Below are 23,563 nucleotides of genomic sequence, written 5' to 3' on the forward strand. Positions count from 1 at the left end.
GCCTGACATGACCACGGACACCCCGAAGGCACAGCGGTCGTTCGCCCTTTCCGAGGAAGAGATAAAGCAGTTCCACCAGCAGGGCTTCATCGGTCCCTTCACCGCCTACGAGCCCGACGAGATGCGGGAGATCTGGCGCAGGACCCGGCTGCAGATGCTCGACCGCAGCCACGCGGTCTACCCGGACGACGAGCTCTCCGGCGCCACCAACATCTCCAACTACGACCGCCACCTCGACAACGACTTCCTCGCCGCCCACGTCGGCAAGCGCGAGATCGTCGACCGGGTCGCGTCGATCCTCGGCCCGGACGTCATCTGCTGGCGTACGGAGTTCTTCCCCAAGCACCCCGGCGACGAGGGCACCGACTGGCACCAGGCCGACACCTTCGCCAACGCCTCCGGCACACCGCAGATCCTGTGGCCGGACAACGCCGAGTTCGGCGGCACGATCACCGTCTGGTCCGCCTTCACCGAGGCGAAGGTGGAGAACGGCTGTCTGCAGTTCATCCCCGGCACGCACCAGCAGATGAACTACGACGAGACCAAGAAGATGCACTACGACCCGGACTCGATCAACGGGGTCGACAAGGACGGCGTGCGCCGCGGCTTCTTCGGCTACGACTACCGCGAGCTGCAGGTAGACCCCGACTGGAGGCCGGACGAGGACGCGGCCGTCTCGCAGATCATGGAGCCGGGCCAGTTCATCATCTTCTGGTCGACGCTGATGCACGCCTCGCACCCGCACGAGGGCCTGACCAACGACATGCGGATGGGCTTCGCCACCCGCTACGTCCCCTCCTCGGTCTCCGTCTACCCGGGCAGCGACCACATCGAGGAGTACGGCGGCCGGATCAGCCTGGAGCGCTACGGCTCCGTCCTGGTCAGCGGCGAGAACAGGAACCCCGGCAACCGCATGGTCACGGAGACCACCCGGGGGAAGAAGTTCTGAGATGACCACGAAAACCCTGAGCGTGGTCGAGGTCCTGGAACTCTGCCAGCCACTGCTGGGCGCGGCCGCGGAGACCCTGCGGGTCTTCCCGGCCGGCGAGCGGGCCGCCGAGGAGTACGGGCCGGAGGCCGTCGCACGGTGCAACGAGGTCCTCACCGCCCTCGGCTCCGCGTACGGCCTGACGGTCCCCCGGTTCGTCTCGCCGGCCCCGGAGAGCCCGTCCAGTCTCGAGGTCGCTCTGAGCACCTACTGCGATCTGGAGCTGGGCAGCTGGCGGCCGGTGGCCGAGAGCTCGGGGGAGTGGGACATGCCGGCGGACGGTCTGGCGGGGCTCGCGGCCCTGCCGGGCCACCGCAGGATCGAGGCCGAGGGCGTGCCCGCCTTCGACTCCTTCGCGACGGGGCCGGCCGGGGACGAGGCGATCGTCCTCGTCCTGCCCTCCGGGGTGCCCGCCACCCTGTTCCGGCCCTGGCTGGAGGAGCTGTCCACGGACCGGCTCGTCGTCACGTACGAGAACCCGTACCTCTTCGGGCAGTGGCGGGCCCTGGACACCCCGGAGGCGGACTTCGCCGAGGAGACCGCGCTGGTCGGCGCGCTGCTCACGGCGTACGGACTCCGGCGGGCACACCTGGTCGGGATCTGCGGAGGGGCGCCGGTCGCCCTCGACGCGGCCGCCGCGTTCGGCGCACGCGTGGAGACGCTGACCGTGCTCCATCCCGATCTGAACTTCGGGGCCGGGGTCATGCGCACCCCGTTCCAGAAGCAGTTCCAGAGCGTGCTCGCCGGGGCGGCCTCCGGCCCGCGCCGGGCCCGCGAGACGCTGAACCTGTTCCTCGACCCGAACATGCTCTTCGGGGTGCCGCCGCGCCTGGCCCCGTACGTGCTCTATCCGTACGGCGACGCGGAGCTGTTCCACCGGTACGCCAAGCAGAACCACGCGCTCATGGCGTACGACGCGAACGACGCGGCCCGTCGGGTCGGGCAGCGGGTGCTGATCGCCACCAGCCGTACGGACCGGATGACGCACCCCGAGACGGCGCACCACTTCGGGGAGCTGATCGCGGGCGAGGCCACGGTCGTGGAGCGCGACTCCGGCAACCACCACGACATCCTGATCCCGGACGCGGAGATCTACACGATGCTCCGGGAGTTCATCGGCGGTGGGGTGTGAGCACGTCCCCGCCGTCCGCCGGGCGCGTCGCCGTGGTCACCCATGCGACGCGCTACGCCGGCCCCGGCTCCGTGGACGGCCTGCGCAAGGCCGGCTACACCGTCCTCTGCCACGACGAGGACTTCCTCGACGAGGCCGCGCGGACCGCCTTCGAGGAAGGCCGCGACGGGGCGGTGGCCTGCGACGCGAGGACCGCGACCGGGGCGGTCGGGCAGGCCGTCAAGCGGTACGGCCGGCTCGACCTCGTCGTCAGCAACGACGTCTACCCGGCCCGCTATCAGCCCGTGGACCAGGCCGACCCGGCGGAGCTGCGGCGGGCCGCGGAGGCGCTGCTCGTCACCCCGGCGGCGGTGATCGCGAAGGCCGCCGCCCAGATGAAGCGCCGGGGGAGCGGGCACATCGTGCTGATGACCTCCGCCGCGCCGCTGCGGCCGGAGACCGGGTTCTCCGTCTACAGCTCGCTGCGCGCCGGAGCGTCCGCCTACGCCCGGGCGGCGGCGCGCGAACTCGCCCCGCACGGCGTCACCGTGCACGCGATCGCCCCGAACTTCCTGGAGAGCGAGACCTATTACCCCGAGGAGCTGTGGGCGACGGACGAGGGCCGGGAGAAGCTCCGCGGTCTGCTGCCGGCCGGCCGGCTCGGCACGGCGCAGGAGATCGGCGACCTGGTGGTCTTCCTCGGCAGCGGCTCGGCCGACTTCCTCACCGGCGACGTCATCCACTTCACGGGCGGCTGGGCCTAGTCCAGCCCCGGTATGCGACCAGAAAGAGAGTTCCGCTGTGAGTACTCGGCCGACAGCGCCCGAGGAGTGCGAGGTCACACCCGGGCACAGCCTGGTGGAACAGACCCTCGTCGAGATCTGGAAGACGACGCTCGACCGGCCGTCCGTCGGCCTCGACGACGACTTCTTCGCGACCGGGGGCGACTCCCTCCTGGCCCTGGTGACCATCGAGCAGATCAACCAGCGCCTGGGCTGGGCGCTCAACATGGGCGACCTGCTGCGTCACCGGACGATCGGCGCGCTGAGCGCGCACAAGGCGCCGGCGAAGGCCGCGAACACCGAACGGGCCATCATCCGGATGAGCAACCAGGGTTCACGGACCCCGCTGCTCTTCATCCACCCCGGTCTCGGTCTCGTCGACGGCTACGCCCGTCTCGTACGGCTCCTCGGCACCGACCGCGGCTGCTACGGACTCCAGTCCCCGCACATCAGCGCGATGGACGTGCCGGACGACATGCGGGAGCTCGCCGCGCTCTACGCGGACCTGATCGAGGACGAGTTCGGCGAGGACGAGTTCCATCTCGTCGGAGCCTGCGCGGGCGGGGTGATCGGCTACGAGATCGCCCGTATCGCCGAGGAACGCGGGCTCGGCCTGCGGAAGCTGGTGATCGTCGACGGCTATCTCGACGGCTCGGCCCCCGAGGTGGACGAGGCCGAGCGGCTCGTCGAGTACCGCGACGACGTGCTGCGGATCGTCGCCCCGCACACCACGTACCCGCCGCTCGCCCCGGCCGACGCCACCCCCGAGGGCGTCTACCGCGAGATCGCCGCCGCGCTGTTCGGCGCCGGCTGGGAGGCCCACGGAGACGGCGGGACCCAGTTCGCCGAGCGGCTGCACAAGGCGTTCCGCACCACGGCGCGGGCCCTGGAGACCTACCGGCCCGAGCCCTTCGACATCGACGCGCTCATGCTCCTCGCGAAGGACAACGAGACCTTCCCGGACTGGCGCAAGGCGATCACCGGGGAGCTGACGGCCGAGGTCATGGACTCCGAGGAACACGGCCTGCGGCTCTGTGTGACCGACGCGGCGCACATCGCCGCGCGCATCGACGACTTCGTGGGCGAGGGACAGTGACGATGGACCAGTCAGGCACCAACCCCTTCGAGAACGAGTCGGGCGTGTACCGCGTCCTGACCAACGCGGCGGGCGAGCACTCGCTCTGGCCGGACTTCGTCGCCGTCCCCGACGGCTGGGACAGCGCCTTCGGCCCGGACGCGCGGGCCGCCTGCCTCGGCTACGTCGAGGAGCACTGGACGGCCCTCGCCCCGGTCGGCTCCGGAGGACGGGACCCGCGCTCATGACCGCCCAGGTGGAGAACGCGGCGGACACCGGCGCCCGGACCGAGGGTCTCGTCGCGCGGTTCGAGGAGCAGGCGGCCCGGGCCCCCGGCGCCGTCGCCGTACGGTGGGGCGCCACCTCGCTCTCGTACGCGGAGCTGAACGCGCGGGCCAACCGGATCGCGCACCGGCTGATCGCCCGGGGCATCGGCCCCGAGGACACCGTCGCCGTCGCCCTGCCGTCCTCGCCCGAGCTGGTGGCGGCCCTCCTCGGCACGCTCAAGGCCGGCGCGATGTACCTGCCGCTCGACCCGGGGTACCCGGCGGAGCGCCTCGCCTACATGGCGGCCGACGCCCGCCCGCGCGCGCTGATCACCGACCCCGAGGCCGCGGCCGCGCTCGGACCGGTCGAGGCCGCCACCCTGTACGTGGGCGAGGAGGGCACCGGGCCCGCCACGAACCCGGCCGGCCGCTACGCCGGGCCGGGCACGGCCGCGTACACCATCTACACCTCCGGCTCGACGGGCCGCCCCAAGGGCGTGGTCGTCACCCACGGTTCGCTGGCGAACTTCCTCGGCTTCATGTCCGCGCACCACCGGGTGCACGCGGACGACGTCGTGCTGTCCACGACCCCGATCTCCTTCGACATCGCGGGACTCGAGCTCTACCTCCCGCTGGTCAACGGAGCCACGCTCCACCTCGTCCCGCGCGGCACCACCGTCGACGGCGCCGCGCTGCGCCGCCATCTCGCCGAGGCCCGGCCCACCCTGATCCAGGGCACGCCCGCCCTCTGGCAGCTGCTGCGCGAGGCCGGCTGGACCCCCGCCGAACTGAGCAGCGGTACGCGGGTGTTGTGCGGCGGCGAGGCGCTGCCCCAGGACCTGGCCGACTTCCTCTCCGCCGACGGCCACGCCGAGGTGTGGAACCTGTACGGCCCCACCGAGACGACCATCTGGTCCCTGCTCGCCCCCGTGCGCGCGGGCGAGCCGGTCACCATCGGCACCCCGCTGTGGAACACCGGCACGCACGTCCTCGACGAGCGCCTCACGCCCGTCGCCGACGGCGAGCCCGGCGAGCTGTACCTCTCCGGCGACGGCCTGGCCCGCGGCTACCGCGGCCGGGCCGCGCTGACCGCCGAGCGGTTCGTCGCCTGCCCCTTCGGCATCCCCGGGGCCCGGATGTACCGCACCGGCGATGTCGTGCGCCGCCGCGCCGACGGTTCCCTCGACTTCCTCGGCCGCGTCGACGAACAGGTCAAGATCCGCGGCTACCGCATCGAACTCGGCGAGATCGAGGAGGCGCTGCGCCGACTGCCCGAGGTCGCCCAGGCCCGTGTCGTCGTCCGCGCCGACGCCGGTGACCACCGGCAGCTCGCCGGCTATGTCGTCCCCGCGCCCGGCCACACCCCCGAACCCGTCGCGCTGCGCGCCGCGCTCACCGCCTGGCTCCCCGACCACATGGTCCCGGCCGGTATCGCCGTCCTCGACCGATTCCCGCTGACCCCGGCCGGCAAGGTCGACCGCAAGGCCCTGCCGCCGCTGGAGTTCGCGCACTCCACCCCGTACCGCGCCCCGGGCGACGAGCGCGAGCGGGCCCTGGTGGAGCTCTTCCGCGAGGTCCTGCGCGTCGAGCGGGTCGGCGCCGACGACAGCTTCTTCGACCTCGGCGGCAACTCCCTGCTCGCCACCCGCCTCCTCGCCCGTGTCCGCGCCACCCTCTCCGTCGAACTCCCCATCCGCACGGTCTTCGAGGACCGCACCCCGGCCGCACTGGCCCTCCGCCTCGCCGAGGGCGCCCCCGCCCGGCCCGCGCCCCGGGTCATGGAGCGCGGGGAGCGCGTCCCCGTCTCGTACGCCCAGCAGCGCCTCTGGTTCCTGCACCGGCTCGAAGGCCCCAGCACCACCTACAACCTGCCCATCGCCGTCCGGCTCACCGGCGAGCTCGACCTCGACGCGCTGCGCGCCGCCGTCGACCATCTGCTCGCGCGCCACGAGAGCCTGCGGACGTACTTCGCCGAAGGCCCCGGCGGAGCCGAGCAGATCGTGGTGCCCGCCGCCGACGCCCGTGTCGACGTCACCGTCCACGACGTGTCGGAGCCGGACGTCCAAGCCGCGATCGACATCGCCGCCGGGTACCTCTTCGATCTGGCCGCGGAGATCCCGACCCGCGTCGATCTCTTCCGCACCGGCCCCCGGGACCATGTCCTGCTGCTCTGCATCCACCACATCGCCAGCGACGGCTGGTCCCTCGCCCCGCTCGTGAAGGACCTCTGCGAGGCGTACACCGCCCGGCGCCGCGGCCAGGACCCCGAGACGCCGGAACTCGCCGTGCAGTACGTGGACTACACGCTCTGGCAGCGCGAGCTGCTCGGCTCCACGGACGACCCGGACTCCCCGATGTCCCGGCAGCTCGGCTACTGGCGCGAACGGCTCGCGGGCGCCCCCGAACTGCTCGACCTGCCCACCGACCGCCCCCGCCCGGCGCTCGCCACCTTCCGCGGCGACGTCGTCCGCTTCGAGGTGCCCGCCGGGCTGACCGACAGGCTCCAGGACCTCGCCCAGCGGGAGCGGGCCAGCCTCTTCATGGTGCTCCAGGCCGCCGCCGCGACCCTGCTCGGCAAGCTCGGGGCGGGCACCGACATCCCGCTCGGCTCCCCGCTCGCCGGCCGCGCCGACAGCGCGCTGGACGAGCTCGTCGGCTTCTTCGTCAACACCCTGGTGCTGCGCACCGACACCTCGGGCAATCCGGCCTTCACCGAACTCCTCGCGCGGGTGGGCGAGTCGAACCTCGCCGCCTACGAGCACCAGGACCTGCCCTTCGAGCACCTCGTCGAGGTGCTCAACCCGGCCCGTACCACCAGCCACCACCCGCTGTTCCAGGTGATGCTGGTGCTGCAGAACAACGTCGAGCCCGAGTGGCGGCTCGACGGGCTCGCCGCCGTCCACGAGACCGTGCCCACCCACACCGCCAAGTTCGACCTGACGATCGAGCTGACCGAGCGCTTCGACGCACGGGGCGGGCCGGACGGACTGCGCGGCGAGATCGAGTACGCCACCGACCTGTTCGACCGGGAGACCGTCGAACGGTTCGCCCGCTGTCTGCTGCGGATCCTCGACGCCGTCGTCGCCGACCCCACCCGCCGGCTGGACTCCATCGACCTGCTCGACGAGGCCGAGCGCACCACGCTCCTCGACACCTGGAACGCGACCGCGCGCGAGCTCCCCGGCGACTCCTTCCCCGCCCTCTTCGAGGCGCGGGTCGCCCGTACGCCCGACGCGCTCGCCCTCGTCCACGAGGACACCGAGCTGAGCTACGCCGAACTCGACCGGCGTGCCAACCGGATCGCCCACTGGCTCATCGAGCGGGGTGTCGGCCGTGACGTCGTCGTCGGCCTGTCGCTGCGCCGCTCGCCCGAACTGCTCTGCTGCCTCCTCGGCATCCTCAAGGCCGGCGGCGTCTATCTGCCGCTCGACCCCGACTACCCGGCCGAGCGGCTCGCGTTCATGGTCGAGGACACCCGGCCCAAGGTGCTGATCACCACGGGCGACGTCCTCGCGAAGCTGCCCGCCGAGGCGCAGGACGTGCTCCGGCTCGCCGTCGACGACCCGGGCACCACGGAGGAGCTGGCGGCCCTGCCCGACCGCGCCCCCGGCGACGCCGAGCGGCGCGCGCCGCTGCGCCCCGAGGACCTGGCGTACGTCATCTACACCTCGGGCTCGACCGGCCGGCCCAAGGGTGTCGCCGTCACCCACCGCGGCATCCCGAACCTGGCCCGCAGCTACATCGAGCGGTTCGCCCTCGACGAGAACTCCCGCTTCCTGCAGTTCTCCTCGATCAACTTCGACCCGACGTTCTGCGAGATGTGCTGCACCCTGCTCTCGGGGGCGGCCGTGATCCTGACCTCGCCCGAGGAGCTGCTCTCCCCGGACCGCCAGCGCGCCCTCACCGCCCGCTTCCGGCCCACCCACATCACCTTCTCGCCGACGATCCTCGGCTCCATGGCCGAGGACGCCCTCGCGGACGTCCCGTACGTGATGGTGGCCGGCGAGGCGTGCCCGCCGGGCCTGGCGGCCACCTGGTCGCGCGGCCGGACGATGATCAACGCGTACGGGCCGACCGAGGCGACCGTGGACACCCTGTACTGGGAGTGCGGCAGCGCCGGACCCGCCTTCGAGGCCGATTCGGTGCCGGTGGGCCGCCCGGTGCACAACACCCGGGTGTACGTCCTCGACGCCGCTCTGCGGCCCGTCGCCCCCGGCGTCACCGGCGAGCTGTACATCGCCGGACACGGCCTCGCGCGCGGCTACCTCAACCGGCCCGGCCTGACCGCCGAACGCTTCGTCGCCTGCCCGTACGGCCCCCCGGGCTCCCGGATGTACCGGACCGGCGACCTCGCCACCTGGCGCATCCTGCCGTCGGGCGAGGGCGTCGTCGACTTCGTCGGACGCGCCGACGACCAGGTCAAGATCCGTGGGATGCGGATCGAGCTCGGCGAGATCGAGGCCGTGCTCGACACGCACGAGGGCGTCGCGCAGGCGGTCGTCGTCGTCCGCGAGGACGCCGCGCAGCACAAGCAGCTCGTCGGCTACGTCGTTCCGAAGGCGGCCGACGCGGCCGGCCGGGCCCGCGACCTCGCCGACGACATCGAGCATGTCGACCGCTGGCAGGAGATCCACGAGCAGGGCTACAGCGAGCAGCAGGACCTGGGTGTCGAGCAGGACTTCACCGGCTGGAACAGCAGCTACGACAACCGGCCCATCCCGCTGGAGGAGATGCGCGAGTGGCAGGCCGCCACCGTCTCCCGCATCCTCGACCTCGAACCCCGCCACGTCCTGGAGGTCGGTGTCGGCTCCGGCCTGATCCTGTGGCAGGTCGCCCCGCACGTCGAGACGTACGCGGGCGTGGACTTCTCGCCCTCGCTGATCCAGACGCTCGGCGGCCGCGTCGAGGAGTCGGAGCTGCGTGACCGGGTGCTGCTGCGCAGCCTCGCCGCCCACGAGATCGGCGACCTGGCCGGCCGCCGCTTCGACACCGTCGTGATCAACTCCGTCGCCCAGTACTTCCCGAGCGTCCCGTACCTGATCGACGTACTGAAGCAGGCCATGGACCTGCTGGAGCCGGGCGGACGGATCTTCCTCGGCGACATCCGCCATCTGCGGCTCCTGCACCCCTTCCTCACCGCGACCGCGCTGCACGGCGGGGCGCACGCGGACGAACCGGTGGCGGCCGTGCGCGACCTGGTGGCGCACACGGTGGAGCTGGAGAGCGAACTCCTCCTCGACCCGGCGTTCTTCAGCCGGATCGGCGAGGAGATCGCGGACGTCGTCGGCGTCGACATCCAGCTCAAGCGCGGCCACCACTCCAACGAGCTGACGGACTTCCGCTACGAGGTCGTGCTCCACAAACGGGGCGCGGAGCCGCGCTCCGTACGGGACGCGACCGAGCTGCTCTGGCAGGAGGCGGGCGGCCTGGACGCCGTCCGCGAGCTCCTCGAGTCCACCCGCCCGGCGACGCTCCGCGTCACCGGCATCCCGAACCGACGGGTCGCCGCCGTGGTCGCGGCCGCGCACCGGATCCGTACCGGGTCGGCGGGCCGGGTGGCCGACCTCGGACTCGACGACCGGGAGCGCCCCGGCATCGACCCGGAGGCCGTCCACGCCCTGGCCGAACAGCTCGGCTACCGCGCGAAGGCCACCTGGACCGATGCCTCCGAGGGCGACCTCTTCGACGTCGTCCTGATCGAGGGCGGCACCGAACAGCCCTTCCTGACCGACCTGTTCCTGCACAAGGCGACCGGCGGGCAGTCCCTCCACGAGCAGGGCAACGACCCGCGTGCCGAGGACCACGGGCGCAAGCTCGCGCTCGACGTGCGCCGGCACGCGGCCCGGCAGCTCCCCGAGCACATGGTGCCCGCGGCCGTCGTCCTCCTCGACAAGCTGCCGCTCACCCCGAACGGCAAGCTCGACACGCGCCGGCTGCCCGCGCCGGACTTCACCTCCCGTACCGTCCGCCCGCCGCGCACCGAGCGGGAGATCGCCCTCGCCCGGCTCTTCGCCGAGGTCCTCGGCCTGGAGAGCGTCGGGGTGGACGACCAGTTCTTCGACCTCGGCGGCGACTCCATCCGTTCGATCCAGCTGGTCAGCCGGGCCCGCGCCGAGGGCTTCGTGATCACCCCGCGGGACGTCTTCCGGCACCAGACCGTCGAGGCGCTGATCGTCCGCGCCGCCCAGGCGGCCGAGACGCTCGACCCGGCGGCCGTGGCCGCCGGCGAGCTGCCGCACTGGCTGAAGACCCTCGAAACCCCCGACCCCTCGTACGGCGACCCCGGCGGCACGTACGCCCGGACGACCCGCACGCTCCCCGACGAGCTCGCGGACGCGCTGCTCACCGCCCTGCCCCGGATGTTCCACGCCGGCCCCGAGCACATCGCGCTCGCCGCGCTCGCCCCGGCGCTCATCGAATGGCGGGGGCGGCGCATCCCGGAGGCCCGGTCCGCGCTCCGCGTGGATCTCGCGACCGCGGCCGTCCCGGAGGCGGTGCCGGTCCGGCTCACCCCGGGCCTCGCCGACCTGGAGAGGAGCCTGACCGACCCGCGCGGTCTGGCCCGTGCGCTGAAGCGGGTGAAGGAGCAGATCCGCGCCCTGCCGGCCGAGGGCCGCAACTACGCGGAGCTGCGGCAGGGCGGCGAGGACGTACGGCGTCAGCTGGCGCAGTTCGCGCCGTCGCAGGTCTGCTTCCGCTACGACGGCTCGGGCGACACCCGGCCGTATCCGCTGCTCGTCGACGTACGGCGGGCGGAGGACGGCTCGGTCGACACCCGCTGGCAGTGGGACACCGCGCTCTTCGGCGAGGCGGACGTCGACGCGCTCGCCGACCGGTGGACCCGGACCCTGACCGCCCTCGCCGGCCTGACCGCCCACCCCGAGCTGGGCGGGCTCACGCCCTCCGACGTACGGCTCCTCAGCCTCAAGCAGTCCACGCTCACCGACCTGGAGCAGACCTACCCGGGGCTGCGGGACGTGCTGCCGCTCGCCCCGCTCCAGCAGGGCCTGCTGCTGCACGCCGGCGCCGCCGACCCGGAGACGGACGACGACCCGTACCAGGGGCAGACCGTCTTCGACCTGGACGGGCCGCTGGACGCCGACCGGCTCCGGCGGGCCGCGCACGACCTCCTCATGCGCCACGACAACCTGCGGGCGAGCTTCGCGGTCCGCGGTCTGGAGACACCCGTCCAGGTCGTGCGGGACACCGTCGAGGTGCCCTGGGCGAGCCACGACCTGTCCGGGCTCGGTCCCGCGGAGCAGGCCGCGGCGCGGGAGCGGATCGTCGCCGAGGACGCGGCGCTCCGCTTCGACCTGGCGACCGGTCCGATGCTCCGCTTCTCGTTGCTGCGGTTCTCCGACATCCGGCACGAACTGCTCGTCGCGGACCACCACATCCTCCTCGACGGCTGGTCCATGCCGGTCGTCTGGCACGACCTGTTCGCACTGTACGAGGGCCGTGAGCCGGAACCGGTCACCCCGTTCCGCGACTATCTGGCCTGGCTGGCCGAGCAGGACCGGGACGCGGCGGCCGAGGCATGGCGGACGTACCTCACCGGTGTCGACGCGCCGAGCAGGGTCGGGCACGCGGGCCTCTCCCCGCACGTCCTGCCACGCACCGCCTCCGCCGTCCTCCCGGCCGGTCTCACCCGCGATCTGACGCGGGCCGCCGCCCGGCTCGGCGTCACCCTGAACACGGCGCTGCAGACCGCCTGGGGCCTCCAGCTGGGACGCCTCACGGGCAGCGCAGACGTCCTCTTCGGCATCACCGTCTCGGAGCGTCCGGCCGAGATCGACGGCATCGAGTCCGTCGTCGGCCTGCTCATCAACACCGTGCCGCTGAGGGTCCGTACGGAAACCGGCGAGCCGCTCGCCGCGACCCTCGGCCGGGTCCATTCCGCCCAGTTGGAGGTCTTCCCGCACCGCCATCTGTCGCTGACCGAGATCCAGCGTCTGGTGGGCGTGGGCGAACTGTTCGACGCGTACTACGTCTTCCAGAACTACCCTGACCAGGAGGATCCGTCCGGCGAGACCGACGGACTGGGGGTGAGCGAGCGGACCGACGGCGCCAAGGGCGTCTCGCACTATCCGCTCGGCATCACGGTCCTCCCCGGGGACCGTCTGGAGATCCTCTTCGGCTACCACCCCGATCTGTTCGACCAGCGGCGGATCGACACCATCAAGGAATCCCTCATCGAGATCATCGAGGCCATCGCGGCGGAGGGCTCGGCATGAAGAGCTTCTTCCGACTGATCCGCGAACTGCCCATCCCCGTAAGGATCCTGCTGCTGTGCGCGATGGCGCGCGCGGTCAGCTTCTTCGCGATCCTCGCCTACCTCCCGATCTACCTGCACGACGCGCTCGACATGAACGGCGCCACCATCGGCTATGTGCTGGGGGTGTGCCTGATCGTCGGCACGGTGGTCAGCGTCTACGGCGGCTATCTCGCCGACCGCTTCGTGAAGGTCCACTTCATGATCGCCCTCGATGTGGTGCTGACCGTCCTGTACGGCGGGCTGCCGCTGATCGGATCGCCGCTCCTGGTGATCGGCGTCCTGCTGGCCGCCAACATCGCCTCCTCGTCGATGAGCGTCACCGCCAACGCGCTCCTCGCCGACCTGCTGCCCTCGGAGAACCGGGCCAAGGTCTTCTCGCTGCGGTACTCGCTGCAGAACATCGGCGCGGCCGTCGGCCCCTTCCTGGGCGTCTGGACGGTGCAGGCCGGTCAGGGCGGTCCGTTCCTGCTCTCCGCCGGCGTCATCTTCGCCGCCCTGCTGCCGCTGCTCGTCTTCCGCAAGCTCTTCACCGGCGCGGCGGCCCAGGAGGCCGCGGCCCGGCAGGAGAAGACCGAAGAGGCGGCGGACGACGCCGAGTCGATGAACTTCCGCGAGGTGCTGCGGGTGATGCGGGCCGACCGGAGGCTCGGGCTCTTCACCCTCGGAGGCATCCTCAGCATCGTCGTCTACGGACCGCTGCTGACGTACATGTCGCAGTACCTGGTCACCGTCGAGTCACGCGACACCGCCTACCAGCTGGTCGCCTACATCTCGGCCGCGAACGCGATCGTGGTGATCTCCACCCAGTACGTCATCGGCAGCAGGCTCAAGGAGAAGACGCTGCTGCGCTGGCTGACCTGGGGCACCGGAGCGTTCGTCCTCGGACTCGTCGGCATGGCGCTGTCCACCGAGGCATGGATCATCGTCGCCGCGATCGTCGTCTTCACGATCGGCGAGGTGATCGTCGTGCCCGCCGAGTACATGTTCATCGACGCCATCGCGCCCGACAACCTGCGCGGCAGCTACTTCGGGGCACAGAACCTCGTCCACATCGGTGTGGCCATCGGGCCGATCATCTGCGGCTTCCTGCTCGTGCACGCCTCGCCCGCGGCGATGTTCGCCGCGCTCGTCGCGCTGGTGATCGCCGGCTGGTGGTTCTACGTCCTCGGCTGTCGCGCCACCGCACCCAGCACCGCCGCCGCCGTCGGTGCCGACGCACAGAAAGTGAATCCGTGAGGTAGACCATGAGCTTCGACGAGATCGTCCAGAAGACCCTCTGCCCCTTCGCCAAGCCCTCGAAGATGGGGCCGGCCCTCACCGTCACCACGGCCGACGTCGAGCGGGAGCTGAGAGGACACCGTGCCGCCATCGCCGACTTCTTCCGTACCGCGAGAGAAGCGGAGCGCGACGGCATGGTGATCACCTTCGAGGACGAGACGCTCGGCGCGTCCCTGGACGCGCTGACCCGGCTGACGAAGCGGTTCTTCGAGACGCTCTGCGCGCTCTGGCCGAGCGTCTACATCCAGGACGCGCCGGAGCCGGACGAGACCTGGTACGCCATGATCGAGGGCGAGCGGTTCTTCGTCGTCTCCTTCGCCCCCTGCTATCCGGAGCACTCGCCGCGCTACAACCACGGCAGCCGGCACACGTACTTCCTGCTCCAGCCCGCCTCCACCTTCGAACGGCACGCGGAGGCGATCGACAAGCGCAGGGAGCGCATCCACCGGGCGTTCACGGCCGTGGGCAAGCCGTACGACGCCCGGCTCGCCAATGTCGAGAACGACATGTTCAAGTCCGTCATGCCGATCGCGCCGATCGACCGGCACATCCCGTGGTGGGAGGTCGAGGCCGAGGTCGGCGCCGCGGCCGGCGAGTCGAAGCGGGCCGGGTAGATGATCGAGGCGCTCCTGCCCCGGCCGGTCGCGACCGCGGAGGCGTTCGGCGACCCGGCCGGGGAGGCCGTCCCCTTCCCCGGGGAGGAGCATCTCCTCCCCGGCGCCGTGTCCGTGCGGCGCCGGGAGTTCACCACCGCGCGGGCCTGTGCGCGGCGGGCTCTCGGGCGGCTCGGCGTCCCGCCCGCACCCCTGCCGTACGACTCCTCCCGCGCCCCCGTCTGGCCGGCCGGCTTCGTCGGCAGCATCACGCACTGCGTCGGCTACCGTGCCGCCGCCGTCGCGCGGGCGACGGACCTGGCGGCTCTCGGCATCGACGCCGAACCGCACGCCCCGCTCGACGGCACCGGAGTGCTGACCATGGTGAGCAGTGCCGAGGAGCGGGCCCATCTGGCGGAGTTGGCGGCGGTCCGGCCGGACGTGCACTGGGACCGGGCCCTGTTCAGCGCCAAGGAGAGCGTGTTCAAGGCGTGGTTCCCGTTGACCGGGCGGTGGCTGGACTTCACGGAGGCCACGGTCGTCTTCCAGCCGCGCACGGAAAGCTTCACCGCCCGCCCGCACATCGAGGGACCGCTGGTCGACGGGGTGAGGACGGCCGCCTTCGAGGGGGTGTTTCTGGTCAGCGACGGGCTGGTGATCACCGCGACGACGGTGCGCCGGGCGACCCTCGCGGGGCGGGGTGCCGAGAATGGCCCCGATCTGTCACGACCGAGAGGGCCCCGATGACGCGTGTGACGCTCCCGGCCTATGGGTGGGACTCCGACTGGGCGGACGCGTTCGTGCCGTACGAGGGGACGGGGCTCGTCCCCGGCCGGGTCGTACGAGTGGATCGCGGACGCTGCGAACTCGTGGTGGAGGGCGCTGAGGTGGGGGACGCGACGGGCGGCGAGGCGGCCGTCCGTACGGTACGGGCCGACACCGAGCCGGTCCTCGGCTCCGACCCGCGCGACACCCCCTGTACGGGCGACTGGGCCGCCGTCGACACCGCTCCCGCGAGCGGCCCCGTCGTCCGGGCGCTGCTGCCCCGCCGTACGCGCTTCACCCGTTCGACCTCCTCCGCCCGCTCCGAGGGCCAGGTCCTGGCGGCCAACATCGACCTGGCCGTGATCGCGGTCTCGCTGGCCGTCGAGCTCGACCTGGGCCGGCTGGAGCGCTTCCTCTCCCTGGCCTGGTCCAGCGGCGCGCAGCCCGTCGTCGTCCTCACCAAGACGGACCTGGTCCCCGACATCACCCATCTCGTGAGCGATGTCGAGCAGGCGGGCCCGGGGGCCGCCGTGTTCCCCGTCAGCGCGGTCAGCGGCGCCGGGCTCGACGCCCTGGCCGCCGAACTGACCGGCCGCACCTCCGCGTTGCTCGGCCAGTCGGGCGTCGGCAAGTCCACGCTCGTCAACGCCCTGCTCGGCGTCGAGGAGCAGGAGGCGGGCCCGGTCCGGGGCAGCGACGGCAAGGGCCGGCACACCACCACGACCCGCGATCTGCTGCTCCTGCCGCGCGGCGGGCTGCTGATCGACACCCCGGGGCTGCGCGGGGTGGGGCTGTGGGAGGCCAACGACGGACTCTCCCAGGTGTTCGCGGAGATCGAGGAACTGGCGGCGCACTGCCGTTTCCACGACTGCGAGCACCATGCCGAGCCGGACTGCGCGGTGCTCGCGGCGGTCGAGGACGGCACGCTCTCGCACCGCCGATTCGAGAGCTACCGCAAACTCCTGCGCGAGAGCGCCTGGATCGCCTCGCGCACCGACGCGCGGCTCCGCGCCGAGCTGAGCCGGGAGTGGAAACGCCGGGAGGCGGCCGGTCGGGAGATGTACGAACGCAAGCGTGGCGGGAAACACCGTAAGGCGTTCTGACGGTGGTCGGAGCACCGTCCCCGACCGTGGATCTGGCAACTTGCAGCCACTGCACCATGGTGCCATCCGAACTTCTTGTAGCGCCCGTTCGGCCCCTGGCAGATTACTCGACGGCGGCCGCCGGCCGATGGCCACACAATGGCCCGCTCGCCGGCCTGCCTGCGGAATTGAGTAATTCACTCAGGTCACTTCGATGGAATCGGACGGGAAAATGCGAAGCAAGGCATTCGTCTACCTGATCTCGTGCGCCGCGGCCGTGACGACGACGGTCCTGGGGGCCACCACCGCGCAGGCGGCGCAGACCCACGAGGTCGCGTCCGCCCCGGCGGCGGGTGCGACCGCCGCCACCCCCGGCCCGAACGGCGACGGCGGCGACAGCTGGGGCTGGGACTGAAGGCCGGATCCCCAGGTCCCGACACCCACACGCCAGAGAGGGCGAATTCCGTGACCATTGACCAGGGCGTACTCCACTACGACTTGTCCGCCGACGAAGTCGCCCAGCTGGACGCGCTGATCGCCGGACTGGGCGAGGCGGGCTGCGATCCGGGCGGCCCGCGCTTCCACGACGAGGCCTGGGAGCTCGCCTCGCGAGTCCCGGTGGGCGTGCGGAAGTTCCTTGCGGAGTTCCGGCGCGACGATCCGGCCGCCGCGTTCAAGATCAGGGGATTCGTCGTCGACGACAGCGCCGTGGGGCCCACTCCGCGGAACTGGGCGGAAGCCGCCGCGTCGCTGCGGACCCGGCGCGAGGAACTCTTCCTTTCCCTGATCGGCAAGTGCCTCGGTGAAGTCTTCAGCTGGCCGACTTTGCAGTCCGGAAGAATGATCCAGAATGTGCTGCCGATCGCCGGTGAGGAGAACGAGCAGAGCGGTCACGGCAGCGACGTCCTGCTCGAATGGCACACCGAGGACGGGTTCCACCCCTATCGCTGCGACTATCTGGCCCTGTTCGGAATCCGCAACCACGATCGAGTTCCGACCACCGTCGCCTCCATACGCGATGTGACGCTGAGCGCGGAAACGCGCAGGGTCCTCGGAGAGCCGCGGTTCTACATTCTTCCGGACGACGAGCACCTGCGGCAGCTCGCCGCCCAGCAGCCCGACCATCCTGGCCTCTTGCGGATGCGGGCGATGCGCGAGACCCCGGAGCCGGTGGCCGTGCTGTTCGGCGCGCCGGACTCGCCGTACCTGCGGATCGACCCCTTCTTCATGCGCTGTGTGGAGGGTGACGCCGCGGCCGAACAGGCGCTGAAGGAGCTCGTACGGGAGCTGGAGGCGGCGACCCGCGACGTGGTCGTGGAGGCGGGCACGCTGCTCGTCGTCGACAACTACCTCGCCGTGCACGGCCGTAAGGCGTTCACCGCCCGCTACGACGGCACCGACCGGTGGCTGCAGAAGGCGATCATCACCCGTGACCTGCGCAAGTCCCGCGACACCAGGGACACGGCCGCCGGTCGGGTGCTGATCTGATGCCCGCCGAGGGAAGAAGGGGAGAGGTGTGATGGCAGCGTCCGGAGGTGTCCCGGTGGACGCGATCGTCCTGGCCGACGTCGCGATCGTCCTCGTCGTGGGCGCCGTGATGGTCCGGCTCGGCCGGCGGATGCACCAGCCGCCGGTGGTAGCGGAGATCGCGGCCGGTCTGATGCTCGGCCCCAGCCTGCTCGGGCTGCTGCCCGGCGACCTGCCCGCGCTGCTGTTCCCGCCCGAGGCGCGGCCGGGCCTCTCCGCCCTCGCGCAGCTGGGCCTCGCGCTCTTCATGTTCCTCGCGGGCTGGGAGCTGGACCTGGGCGTGCTGCGCGGCCGGATCAGGTCGGTGGGCTCGACGGCCGTCCTCGCCATGGCCGTTCCGTTCGTGGTGGGAGCGGGGGCGGCGGCGCTGCTGTACCGCTCGTCGGCGCCCGACGGTGTCGGCTCCGACATGTTCGTGCTCTACATGGCGACCGCCTTCTCCATCACCGCGTTCCCGGTCCTCGCCCGGATCATCCGGGACCGCCGGCTCGGCCACACCCGCGTGGGCACGACGGCGATGGCCTGCGCGGCGGCGGGCGACGTGGTCGCCTGGTGCGTGCTGGTCCTGGTGGTGGCGCTCGCGGGCGTCGGCGGTGCCGGTGACGCGAGTGGGGCGACCGACGGCATGGGCGGGCTGTTCACGGTCATCGCCCTGACCATCGCCTACGCGGTGGCCATGGCTTTCGTCGTACGGCCCCTGCTGCACCGGGCGCTGCGCCTCGCGGCCGGAGGCCGGCAGGAGACCGGCGTACGGCTCGTGCTGATCGTGGCCGGTGTGCTGCTCTCGTCGTACGCCACCACCTGGATCGGTATCCACGCCATCTTCGGGGCCTTCGCCTTCGGCCTGGTCATGCCCCGCAAGGACGCTCCGCGGCTGCACCAGCAGATCGGTGCGCCGCTGGAGAAGGCGGCCGGGCTGCTGCTCCCGGTCTTCTTCGTCATCACCGGCCTCTCGGTCGACATCGGCGGTCTCGGCTGGTCCGGGCTGCTCGCCCTGCTGCTGATCCTGGTGACCGCGGTGGTCGGGAAGTTCGCCGGCGCCGCGATCCCGGCGCGGCTCTCGGGGATGAGCTGGCGGGACGCGGGCGCGTTCGGAACGCTGATGAACACCCGGGGTCTCACGGAGATCGTGATCCTCGGGATCGGCCGGGACCTGGGTCTGATCGGGCCGGAGCTGTTCACCAGCATGGTGCTCATGGCCCTGGTGACCACGGCGATGGCGGGCCCCCTGCTGCGCCTCCTGGGGGTCGGGGACGCCTCCCCGGTGTCGATGGCGGAGCAGCCCGTAGGGGACCGCAAGCAGCCGATCGGGGCCAAGGGGTGAGCCCCGCGCGGTACTTCGGGTACGAGCTCCGGGCCGACGGCACGGTCGTCCTCACGCGCGGCTGCCGGACCGTCGGGGTGGTGCGCGGCGACGCGGAGGTCGCGCGGTTCCTCGACGAGCTGACGGAGGCGGGCGACAACCGGCAGGAGGCGCTGGGCCGCTGGGCGGCCCGGACGTCGGTGTAGCCCTGCTGAAGCGTCGCTGTAGAACTTTTCGCTTGTGGTGACGCGTCGGGGTGGGAGAGGTTCGACGACATGCGATCCGATTCCCCCTGGCGCGTGCCCGACTTCCGTACCTTGTTCTCGGCGGCGGTCCTCGGCCACCTCGGTACGAACGTCGGATACGTCGCCGTCCCGCTGATCGCCGTCGAGGTCCTGGACGCGAGCCCCGGCGAGGTCGGGGCGCTCGCCACGCTCGCCACCCTGGCCTTCCTGCTCATCGGCCTCCCCGCCGGAGCTTGGGTGGACCGGCTGCCCCAGCGACGTGTCCTGATCCTGGCGGACACCGCCCGCGGACTGCTCTTCGCCTCGGTGCCCGTCGCCTGGTGGTGCGACGCCCTGACGCTCGCTCAGCTCTACGTCGTGGTGCTGCTCAGCGGCTGCGCGATGGTCTTCTACGACGTCGCGGGGCAGAGCATCCTGCCCCGCTTCGTCGGCCGGGACGGCCTCGTCCAGGCCAACGCGGCCATGGTCAGCCTGATGGCCGTCACCAACGTCACCGGGCGCGGAGCGGGCGGTGGCCTGGTCCAGCTGCTCACGGCCCCGGTGGCGGTGGCGGGGGCCGCGGTGAGCCACCTGGGCTCGGCGGTACGGCTGTTGTGGCTGAAGGAGGGGCCGGCGGTCTCCACCGCGCCGGCGGCGGCCCGGGCGCCGGAGCCGCTGCGCGCCCAGATCGCGGCCGGTGTACGGCACGTCCTCGGGAACAGGGAGCTGCGGGCGCTCGCCCTGAGTGCGTCGCTCACCAACCTGGGCTCGCAGATCCTCAACACGATGATGCCGGTGCTCTTCGTCCGCGAACTCGGGCTCTCCGCCGGTGTCCTCGGTGTCTACTGGGCGGCCGGCGGCCTCGGCCTGTTGCTCGGCTCCCGCTGCGCACGGGCGGTGGCGGCCCGCCTCGGCTTCGGCCGCACGCTGGGGCTCGCGGGTCTCGTACTGGCGCCGGCCGGTCTCCTCGTCCCGCTCATCGGCAACGGCCCCTGGCTGTGGCTCGCGGGCGCGGGGTGGCTGCTGGCGATGTTCAAGACCGGCATCGACAACGTCCTGGGGGTGAGCCTGCGCCAGCGGATGACCCCGGACGCGATGCTCGGCCGGATGAACGCGACCTTCCGCTTCCTCCTCACCGGAGCGCTGGCGATCGGCGCCGCGACGGCGGGACTCCTCGGCGAGCTGGTGGGCATCCACCCCACGATGTGGGTGGGCGGCGCGCTGCTGGCGACCGCCTTCCTGCCGGTGTTCCTGTCCCCGGTGAGAACCCGCCGCGACCTTCCGGGACAGGCGGGCCACGTCGCCGTGGCGCAGCGGGCGGCGGGGGCGAAGGGCGCCGGGTCCACGTCGTCGTGAGGTGCTCACCTCGCGGGCTCACTCGGGCAGGAACTCCACGTCCAGGCGGTGGAGGTGGCCCTGGTCCATCAGGATGTCGACGGCCGTGACATGGCCGTCGAGGACCGTGAAGGCGAGCACCGTCCTCGGGGTGCCTGCCGGGGCCCACGCCAGGCCGGCCGCGCCGTCCACCAGCGCGATCCGCGTCGAGCGGGCCCGGTCGGCGAGGCCCTCCGCCACCGGCTGCGCCCCGTGCGCGGTGGTCGCCCCGTTCCGTATCGCCTCCGCGTCCGCCCGCAGCACCGCGTCGGGGTCGAGGAGCGCGAGCAGCGCGTCGGCATCGCCCCTCCGCGACGCGTCGAGGACGGCGGCGACGACCTCGCGCTGACGGGCCAGGTCCGGTTCCGGCATCTCCTCCGTGCCCTGCACCCGCCGTCTCGCCCGGGCCGCCAGCTGGCGCGCCGCGGCCGGGGTGCGCTCCACGACCGGGGCGATCTCCTCGAAGGGCACGTCGAACATGTCGTGGAGCACGAACGCCACCCGCTCGGCGGGCGTCAGCGTGTCGAGGAACCCGAGCAGCGCCCGCTCCTCGGGGTCGGCGGCCCGTTTGGGCTCACCTCCGCCCCACGGATCCCAGGGGTCCTCGCGCCGCGACTCGCGCGACCGCAGCATGCCAAGACAGACCGCGGCGACCGCCGCGGTCAGCCGACGGCCCGGATCGACGATGTCCTCGTCGCTGTGCTCGGGACCGGTGCGGACGAGCCGCAGCTCCGCCTCGCGCACGGCGTCGTCCGCCTTGCCGAACGAGCCGAGGAGCCGGTACGCGACCGCCCGCAACCGCGGCCTCTGCTCCTCGAAGCGGTCCGTCAGGGACGCGTGCCCGTCTTTGTCCACCGCGTGATCGACCACCTGTCGCATCCTCCGTGAGGCGTGGCGTCACAGTCATCGGGCCCCGAACGGCCGGAGCCGGGGGACGCCCCTCGGGGGCGCCCCGCGCGACATCCCGCCCGTGACGAAGCTCAGTCGCCGTGCCCCGTTCCGCCGCTGCCGAAGCCGCCGCTGGAGATCCCGCCCCACTTGCGCTTCTCCTCGCTGGGCGGTTCGGGCGAGGTCTCGCCGCCGTCCTTGATCTCGTACGGCATGAGCCGGTGCTCGCCGTCGGTCTGCGGCATCTCGTGGGGCCTGCGGTACTCGGACGTCTCGCCGGGCAGACCGCCTTCCGGCCGGTGCGGTTGATCCTCGGGCTTGGGTGTCGGGGATTCCTTGTCCCTCACCCTCATCCCCAGCCAGAACGCACCCATCAGTACGGCGACCAGGATCAGGCCACCGAGAACCTGTGCCATCCCCGACTGCCAGACTCCGGCCGCCGTGGTGACCTCCGCGGAATCCAAGAGAAAAGCGTTCATGCTTCAGGGATACCCCCTTTCGGTCGTGATGGGACATTTCGGGCGGCTCGAACTCGTGTGAAACATTTCCGTGCGCCCACCGCGTCAATGAGGTGAAGGACGACGGCGACGGGGGGCAGGGCATGAGACAGGCCCGGGCGGACGAGTTCCTGGAGTTCGCCTCCGCGCGGACGGGGCACCTGTTCCGGTCGGCATGCCTGCTGACCAGCGGTGACACCCACCTCGCCGAGGATCTGGTGCAGGAGACGCTGGGCCGGATGTACGCACTGTGGGGCCGCGTCCAGCGGATCGGCAACCCCGCCGCGTACGCGCACACCGTCCTCGTCCGCACCTTCCTCAGTCACCAGCGGCGACGCTCCGCGACCGAGCGCCCCCTCGGCGAGCTGCCCGACCGCGCCCCGGAGACCGGGGACGACCCGGCGCTGCGGATCGCCCTGCTCGACGCGCTGGCCGCGCTGGCGCCCAAGGACCGGGCGGTGGTGGTGCTGCGGTACTGGGAGGACCGCAGCATCGAGGAGACCGCCGACGCCTTGCAGGTGAGCTCCGCCGCGGTACGCACGCGCTCGGTGCGGGCGCTCGGCCGGCTCAGGGAACGGCTCGGCGGCAGCATCACCGAGTTCGCGCACCGCTGACCCAGGCACTTCGGAACTTCTTTTCACCCATGGATCGGAGACGGTGATTCGACATGCCCCTGAACGAGGGACACGAACGCTTCGAGGAGGAACTCGGCGCGGCCCTGCGCCGCACCGGTGACGGCTTCGCCGCGGGCGACGGCCGCGAACTGGTGGCCGGCGGGCTGGCCCGCGGCCGGAGCCGCGTGGTGCGCCGCCGCCTGGGCGCCGTCACCGGCAGCGTGCTGGCGCTCGCGGTGGTGGCCGTCGGCGGCGCGTACGGCGGTGACCTGCTGGGCTCGGGCGGGGGAGCCGAGGGCTCCTCCGTCGCCGCGTCGAGGCCCGCGCCGGCCGGTCAGGACAAGAGCGCCCGGGACCGGGCCGTACCGGGCGGGAAGAACGCCCGGGACAAGGCCGAGAAGCTGCCGGTGCGGAAGGACGGCAAGCCCGGGTCGGGCACCGACACCGCACCGCCGGAGCCGGACGGCGACGCGGTGGCGGCCACGCTGCGCGCGCTGCTGCCCACGGGCCTGAAGGTGACCTCCAAGGGCGGTGACGGCCAGTACGCCTACGTGGTCGTCGACGACGGCAAGGGCAAGAGCCTGGTCCAGGTCAACGTCCAGTACGACATGGGCGACGAGGCCTGCGCGCTGTACTGCAACGGCTCCACCACGCTGCCCGACGGGGGCTTCCTGAAGCTGACCCGGCAGGGCGGCGAGAAGGGTGGCGCGGGCGTGGTCTGGTGGTCGGCCGACACCATGGACAGGGACGGCTTCCGGGTCGTGGTCTCCGCGTTCAACGCGGAGGCGCAGGACGAGAAGGCGACGCGCGCCGAGCCCGCGCTGACGATGGCCCAGCTCAAGGCGATCGTCCTCGACGCCAGGTGGGCGAAGATCGAGGCGAAGTAGGGGCGTCGCTTCCGGACGGCGGCCGGCCGGACCC

Annotated in this window: 19 protein-coding genes; 17 read left to right on the forward strand and 2 right to left on the reverse strand. The window is 72.1% G+C overall.

What is annotated here, in order from left to right; genetic code table 11:
• The first annotated feature begins 7 nt into the window (after nucleotides 1–7).
• From ACFQ7Q_RS26690 to ACFQ7Q_RS26760, 15 genes are all read left to right on the forward strand, one after another.
• The gene (locus tag ACFQ7Q_RS26690) at nucleotides 8–949 is read left to right on the forward strand and encodes a chlorinating enzyme (protein WP_383559430.1); all 942 of its coding nucleotides are present in this window, start codon (nucleotides 8–10) and stop codon (nucleotides 947–949) included.
• 1 nt (nucleotide 950) lies between these two features.
• The gene (locus tag ACFQ7Q_RS26695; RefSeq protein WP_383559431.1) at nucleotides 951–2,120 is read left to right on the forward strand and encodes an alpha/beta fold hydrolase; all 1,170 of its coding nucleotides are present in this window, start codon (nucleotides 951–953) and stop codon (nucleotides 2,118–2,120) included.
• Complete coding sequence (locus tag ACFQ7Q_RS26700; RefSeq protein ID WP_383559433.1) at nucleotides 2,117–2,863, forward strand: SDR family oxidoreductase; 747 nt, start codon at nucleotides 2,117–2,119, stop codon at nucleotides 2,861–2,863. Before ACFQ7Q_RS26695 ends, ACFQ7Q_RS26700 begins: the two co-directional genes overlap by 4 nt.
• A gap of 37 nt (nucleotides 2,864–2,900) precedes the next feature.
• Nucleotides 2,901–3,977, forward strand: coding sequence for a thioesterase domain-containing protein (locus ACFQ7Q_RS26705; protein WP_383559435.1), 1,077 nt, complete (start codon nucleotides 2,901–2,903; stop codon nucleotides 3,975–3,977).
• 2 nt (nucleotides 3,978–3,979) lie between these two features.
• Complete coding sequence (locus tag ACFQ7Q_RS26710; RefSeq protein WP_383559437.1) at nucleotides 3,980–4,204, forward strand: MbtH family protein; 225 nt, start codon at nucleotides 3,980–3,982, stop codon at nucleotides 4,202–4,204.
• Complete coding sequence (locus tag ACFQ7Q_RS26715; RefSeq protein WP_383559439.1) at nucleotides 4,201–12,456, forward strand: amino acid adenylation domain-containing protein; 8,256 nt, start codon at nucleotides 4,201–4,203, stop codon at nucleotides 12,454–12,456. Before ACFQ7Q_RS26710 ends, ACFQ7Q_RS26715 begins: the two co-directional genes overlap by 4 nt.
• On the forward strand, nucleotides 12,453–13,733 hold the full coding sequence (locus ACFQ7Q_RS26720) for an MFS transporter (RefSeq protein ID WP_383559440.1): 1,281 nt from the start codon (nucleotides 12,453–12,455) through the stop codon (nucleotides 13,731–13,733). The genes ACFQ7Q_RS26715 and ACFQ7Q_RS26720 overlap by 4 nt, the downstream gene beginning before the upstream one ends.
• Nucleotides 13,734–13,741: 8 nt before the next feature.
• Nucleotides 13,742–14,389 carry a YqcI/YcgG family protein gene (locus ACFQ7Q_RS26725; RefSeq protein WP_383559442.1) on the forward strand — a complete coding sequence of 216 codons (648 nt, stop codon included), beginning with the start codon at nucleotides 13,742–13,744 and terminating at the stop codon, nucleotides 14,387–14,389.
• On the forward strand, nucleotides 14,390–15,115 hold the full coding sequence (locus tag ACFQ7Q_RS26730; protein WP_383559444.1) for a 4'-phosphopantetheinyl transferase: 726 nt from the start codon (nucleotides 14,390–14,392) through the stop codon (nucleotides 15,113–15,115). It abuts the gene before it with no gap.
• Nucleotides 15,112–16,236, forward strand: a complete 1,125-nt coding sequence (rsgA, locus tag ACFQ7Q_RS26735; RefSeq protein ID WP_383559446.1) for a ribosome small subunit-dependent GTPase A — start codon at nucleotides 15,112–15,114, stop codon at nucleotides 16,234–16,236. Before ACFQ7Q_RS26730 ends, rsgA begins: the two co-directional genes overlap by 4 nt.
• Nucleotides 16,237–16,447: 211 nt before the next feature.
• Entirely contained in the window at nucleotides 16,448–16,630 is a 183-nt protein-coding gene (locus ACFQ7Q_RS26740) for a hypothetical protein (RefSeq protein ID WP_329119050.1), read from the forward strand.
• A 50-nt stretch (nucleotides 16,631–16,680) separates the two neighbouring features.
• On the forward strand, nucleotides 16,681–17,703 hold the full coding sequence (gene gntD, locus ACFQ7Q_RS26745; RefSeq protein ID WP_383559448.1) for a guanitoxin biosynthesis L-enduracididine beta-hydroxylase GntD: 1,023 nt from the start codon (nucleotides 16,681–16,683) through the stop codon (nucleotides 17,701–17,703).
• 31 nt (nucleotides 17,704–17,734) lie between these two features.
• Nucleotides 17,735–19,066: a cation:proton antiporter gene (locus ACFQ7Q_RS26750; protein WP_383559449.1), complete on the forward strand. Its 1,332-nt coding sequence runs from the start codon at nucleotides 17,735–17,737 to the stop codon at nucleotides 19,064–19,066.
• The gene (locus ACFQ7Q_RS26755; RefSeq protein ID WP_383559451.1) at nucleotides 19,063–19,251 is read left to right on the forward strand and encodes a hypothetical protein; all 189 of its coding nucleotides are present in this window, start codon (nucleotides 19,063–19,065) and stop codon (nucleotides 19,249–19,251) included. Before ACFQ7Q_RS26750 ends, ACFQ7Q_RS26755 begins: the two co-directional genes overlap by 4 nt.
• Nucleotides 19,252–19,320: 69 nt before the next feature.
• Nucleotides 19,321–20,625 carry an MFS transporter gene (locus ACFQ7Q_RS26760; protein ID WP_383559452.1) on the forward strand — a complete coding sequence of 435 codons (1,305 nt, stop codon included), beginning with the start codon at nucleotides 19,321–19,323 and terminating at the stop codon, nucleotides 20,623–20,625.
• An 18-nt stretch (nucleotides 20,626–20,643) separates the two neighbouring features.
• On the opposite strand, the gene ACFQ7Q_RS26765 is transcribed toward ACFQ7Q_RS26760, so the two are convergent.
• Both ACFQ7Q_RS26765 and ACFQ7Q_RS26770 read right to left on the reverse strand, forming a co-directional pair.
• A complete protein-coding gene (locus tag ACFQ7Q_RS26765) occupies nucleotides 20,644–21,522 on the reverse strand; it encodes a sigma factor-like helix-turn-helix DNA-binding protein (RefSeq protein ID WP_383559454.1) in 879 nt (292 codons plus the stop codon).
• 101 nt (nucleotides 21,523–21,623) lie between these two features.
• On the reverse strand, nucleotides 21,624–22,010 hold the full coding sequence (locus tag ACFQ7Q_RS26770; protein ID WP_383559456.1) for a DUF6479 family protein: 387 nt from the start codon (nucleotides 22,008–22,010) through the stop codon (nucleotides 21,624–21,626).
• A 122-nt stretch (nucleotides 22,011–22,132) separates the two neighbouring features.
• Between ACFQ7Q_RS26770 and ACFQ7Q_RS26775 the strand changes: the two genes are divergently transcribed.
• Together ACFQ7Q_RS26775 and ACFQ7Q_RS26780 are read left to right on the forward strand one after the other, a co-directional pair.
• Nucleotides 22,133–22,642, forward strand: coding sequence for a SigE family RNA polymerase sigma factor (locus ACFQ7Q_RS26775; RefSeq protein ID WP_383559458.1), 510 nt, complete (start codon nucleotides 22,133–22,135; stop codon nucleotides 22,640–22,642).
• A gap of 53 nt (nucleotides 22,643–22,695) precedes the next feature.
• Entirely contained in the window at nucleotides 22,696–23,529 is an 834-nt protein-coding gene (locus ACFQ7Q_RS26780) for a hypothetical protein (RefSeq protein WP_383559460.1), read from the forward strand.
• Nucleotides 23,530–23,563 lie beyond the last annotated feature (34 nt).

Source organism: Streptomyces sp. NPDC056527 (assembly GCF_042794475.1).
GTDB lineage: Bacteria > Actinomycetota > Actinomycetes > Streptomycetales > Streptomycetaceae > Streptomyces.

Coding starts and splice junctions, on each gene's coding strand:
- ACFQ7Q_RS26750 (WP_383559449.1), top strand. CDS start 17,735: ATGGCAGCGTCCGGAGGTGTCCCGGTGGACGCGATCGTCCTGGCCGAC.
- ACFQ7Q_RS26730 (WP_383559444.1), top strand. CDS start 14,390: ATGATCGAGGCGCTCCTGCCCCGGCCGGTCGCGACCGCGGAGGCGTTC.
- ACFQ7Q_RS26770 (WP_383559456.1), bottom strand. CDS start 22,010: ATGAACGCTTTTCTCTTGGATTCCGCGGAGGTCACCACGGCGGCCGGA.
- ACFQ7Q_RS26715 (WP_383559439.1), top strand. CDS start 4,201: ATGACCGCCCAGGTGGAGAACGCGGCGGACACCGGCGCCCGGACCGAG.
- ACFQ7Q_RS26720 (WP_383559440.1), top strand. CDS start 12,453: ATGAAGAGCTTCTTCCGACTGATCCGCGAACTGCCCATCCCCGTAAGG.
- ACFQ7Q_RS26695 (WP_383559431.1), top strand. CDS start 951: ATGACCACGAAAACCCTGAGCGTGGTCGAGGTCCTGGAACTCTGCCAG.
- ACFQ7Q_RS26780 (WP_383559460.1), top strand. CDS start 22,696: ATGCCCCTGAACGAGGGACACGAACGCTTCGAGGAGGAACTCGGCGCG.
- ACFQ7Q_RS26760 (WP_383559452.1), top strand. CDS start 19,321: ATGCGATCCGATTCCCCCTGGCGCGTGCCCGACTTCCGTACCTTGTTC.
- ACFQ7Q_RS26725 (WP_383559442.1), top strand. CDS start 13,742: ATGAGCTTCGACGAGATCGTCCAGAAGACCCTCTGCCCCTTCGCCAAG.
- ACFQ7Q_RS26690 (WP_383559430.1), top strand. CDS start 8: ATGACCACGGACACCCCGAAGGCACAGCGGTCGTTCGCCCTTTCCGAG.
- ACFQ7Q_RS26765 (WP_383559454.1), bottom strand. CDS start 21,522: ATGCGACAGGTGGTCGATCACGCGGTGGACAAAGACGGGCACGCGTCC.
- ACFQ7Q_RS26710 (WP_383559437.1), top strand. CDS start 3,980: ATGGACCAGTCAGGCACCAACCCCTTCGAGAACGAGTCGGGCGTGTAC.
- ACFQ7Q_RS26740 (WP_329119050.1), top strand. CDS start 16,448: ATGCGAAGCAAGGCATTCGTCTACCTGATCTCGTGCGCCGCGGCCGTG.
- ACFQ7Q_RS26775 (WP_383559458.1), top strand. CDS start 22,133: ATGAGACAGGCCCGGGCGGACGAGTTCCTGGAGTTCGCCTCCGCGCGG.
- rsgA (WP_383559446.1), top strand. CDS start 15,112: ATGACGCGTGTGACGCTCCCGGCCTATGGGTGGGACTCCGACTGGGCG.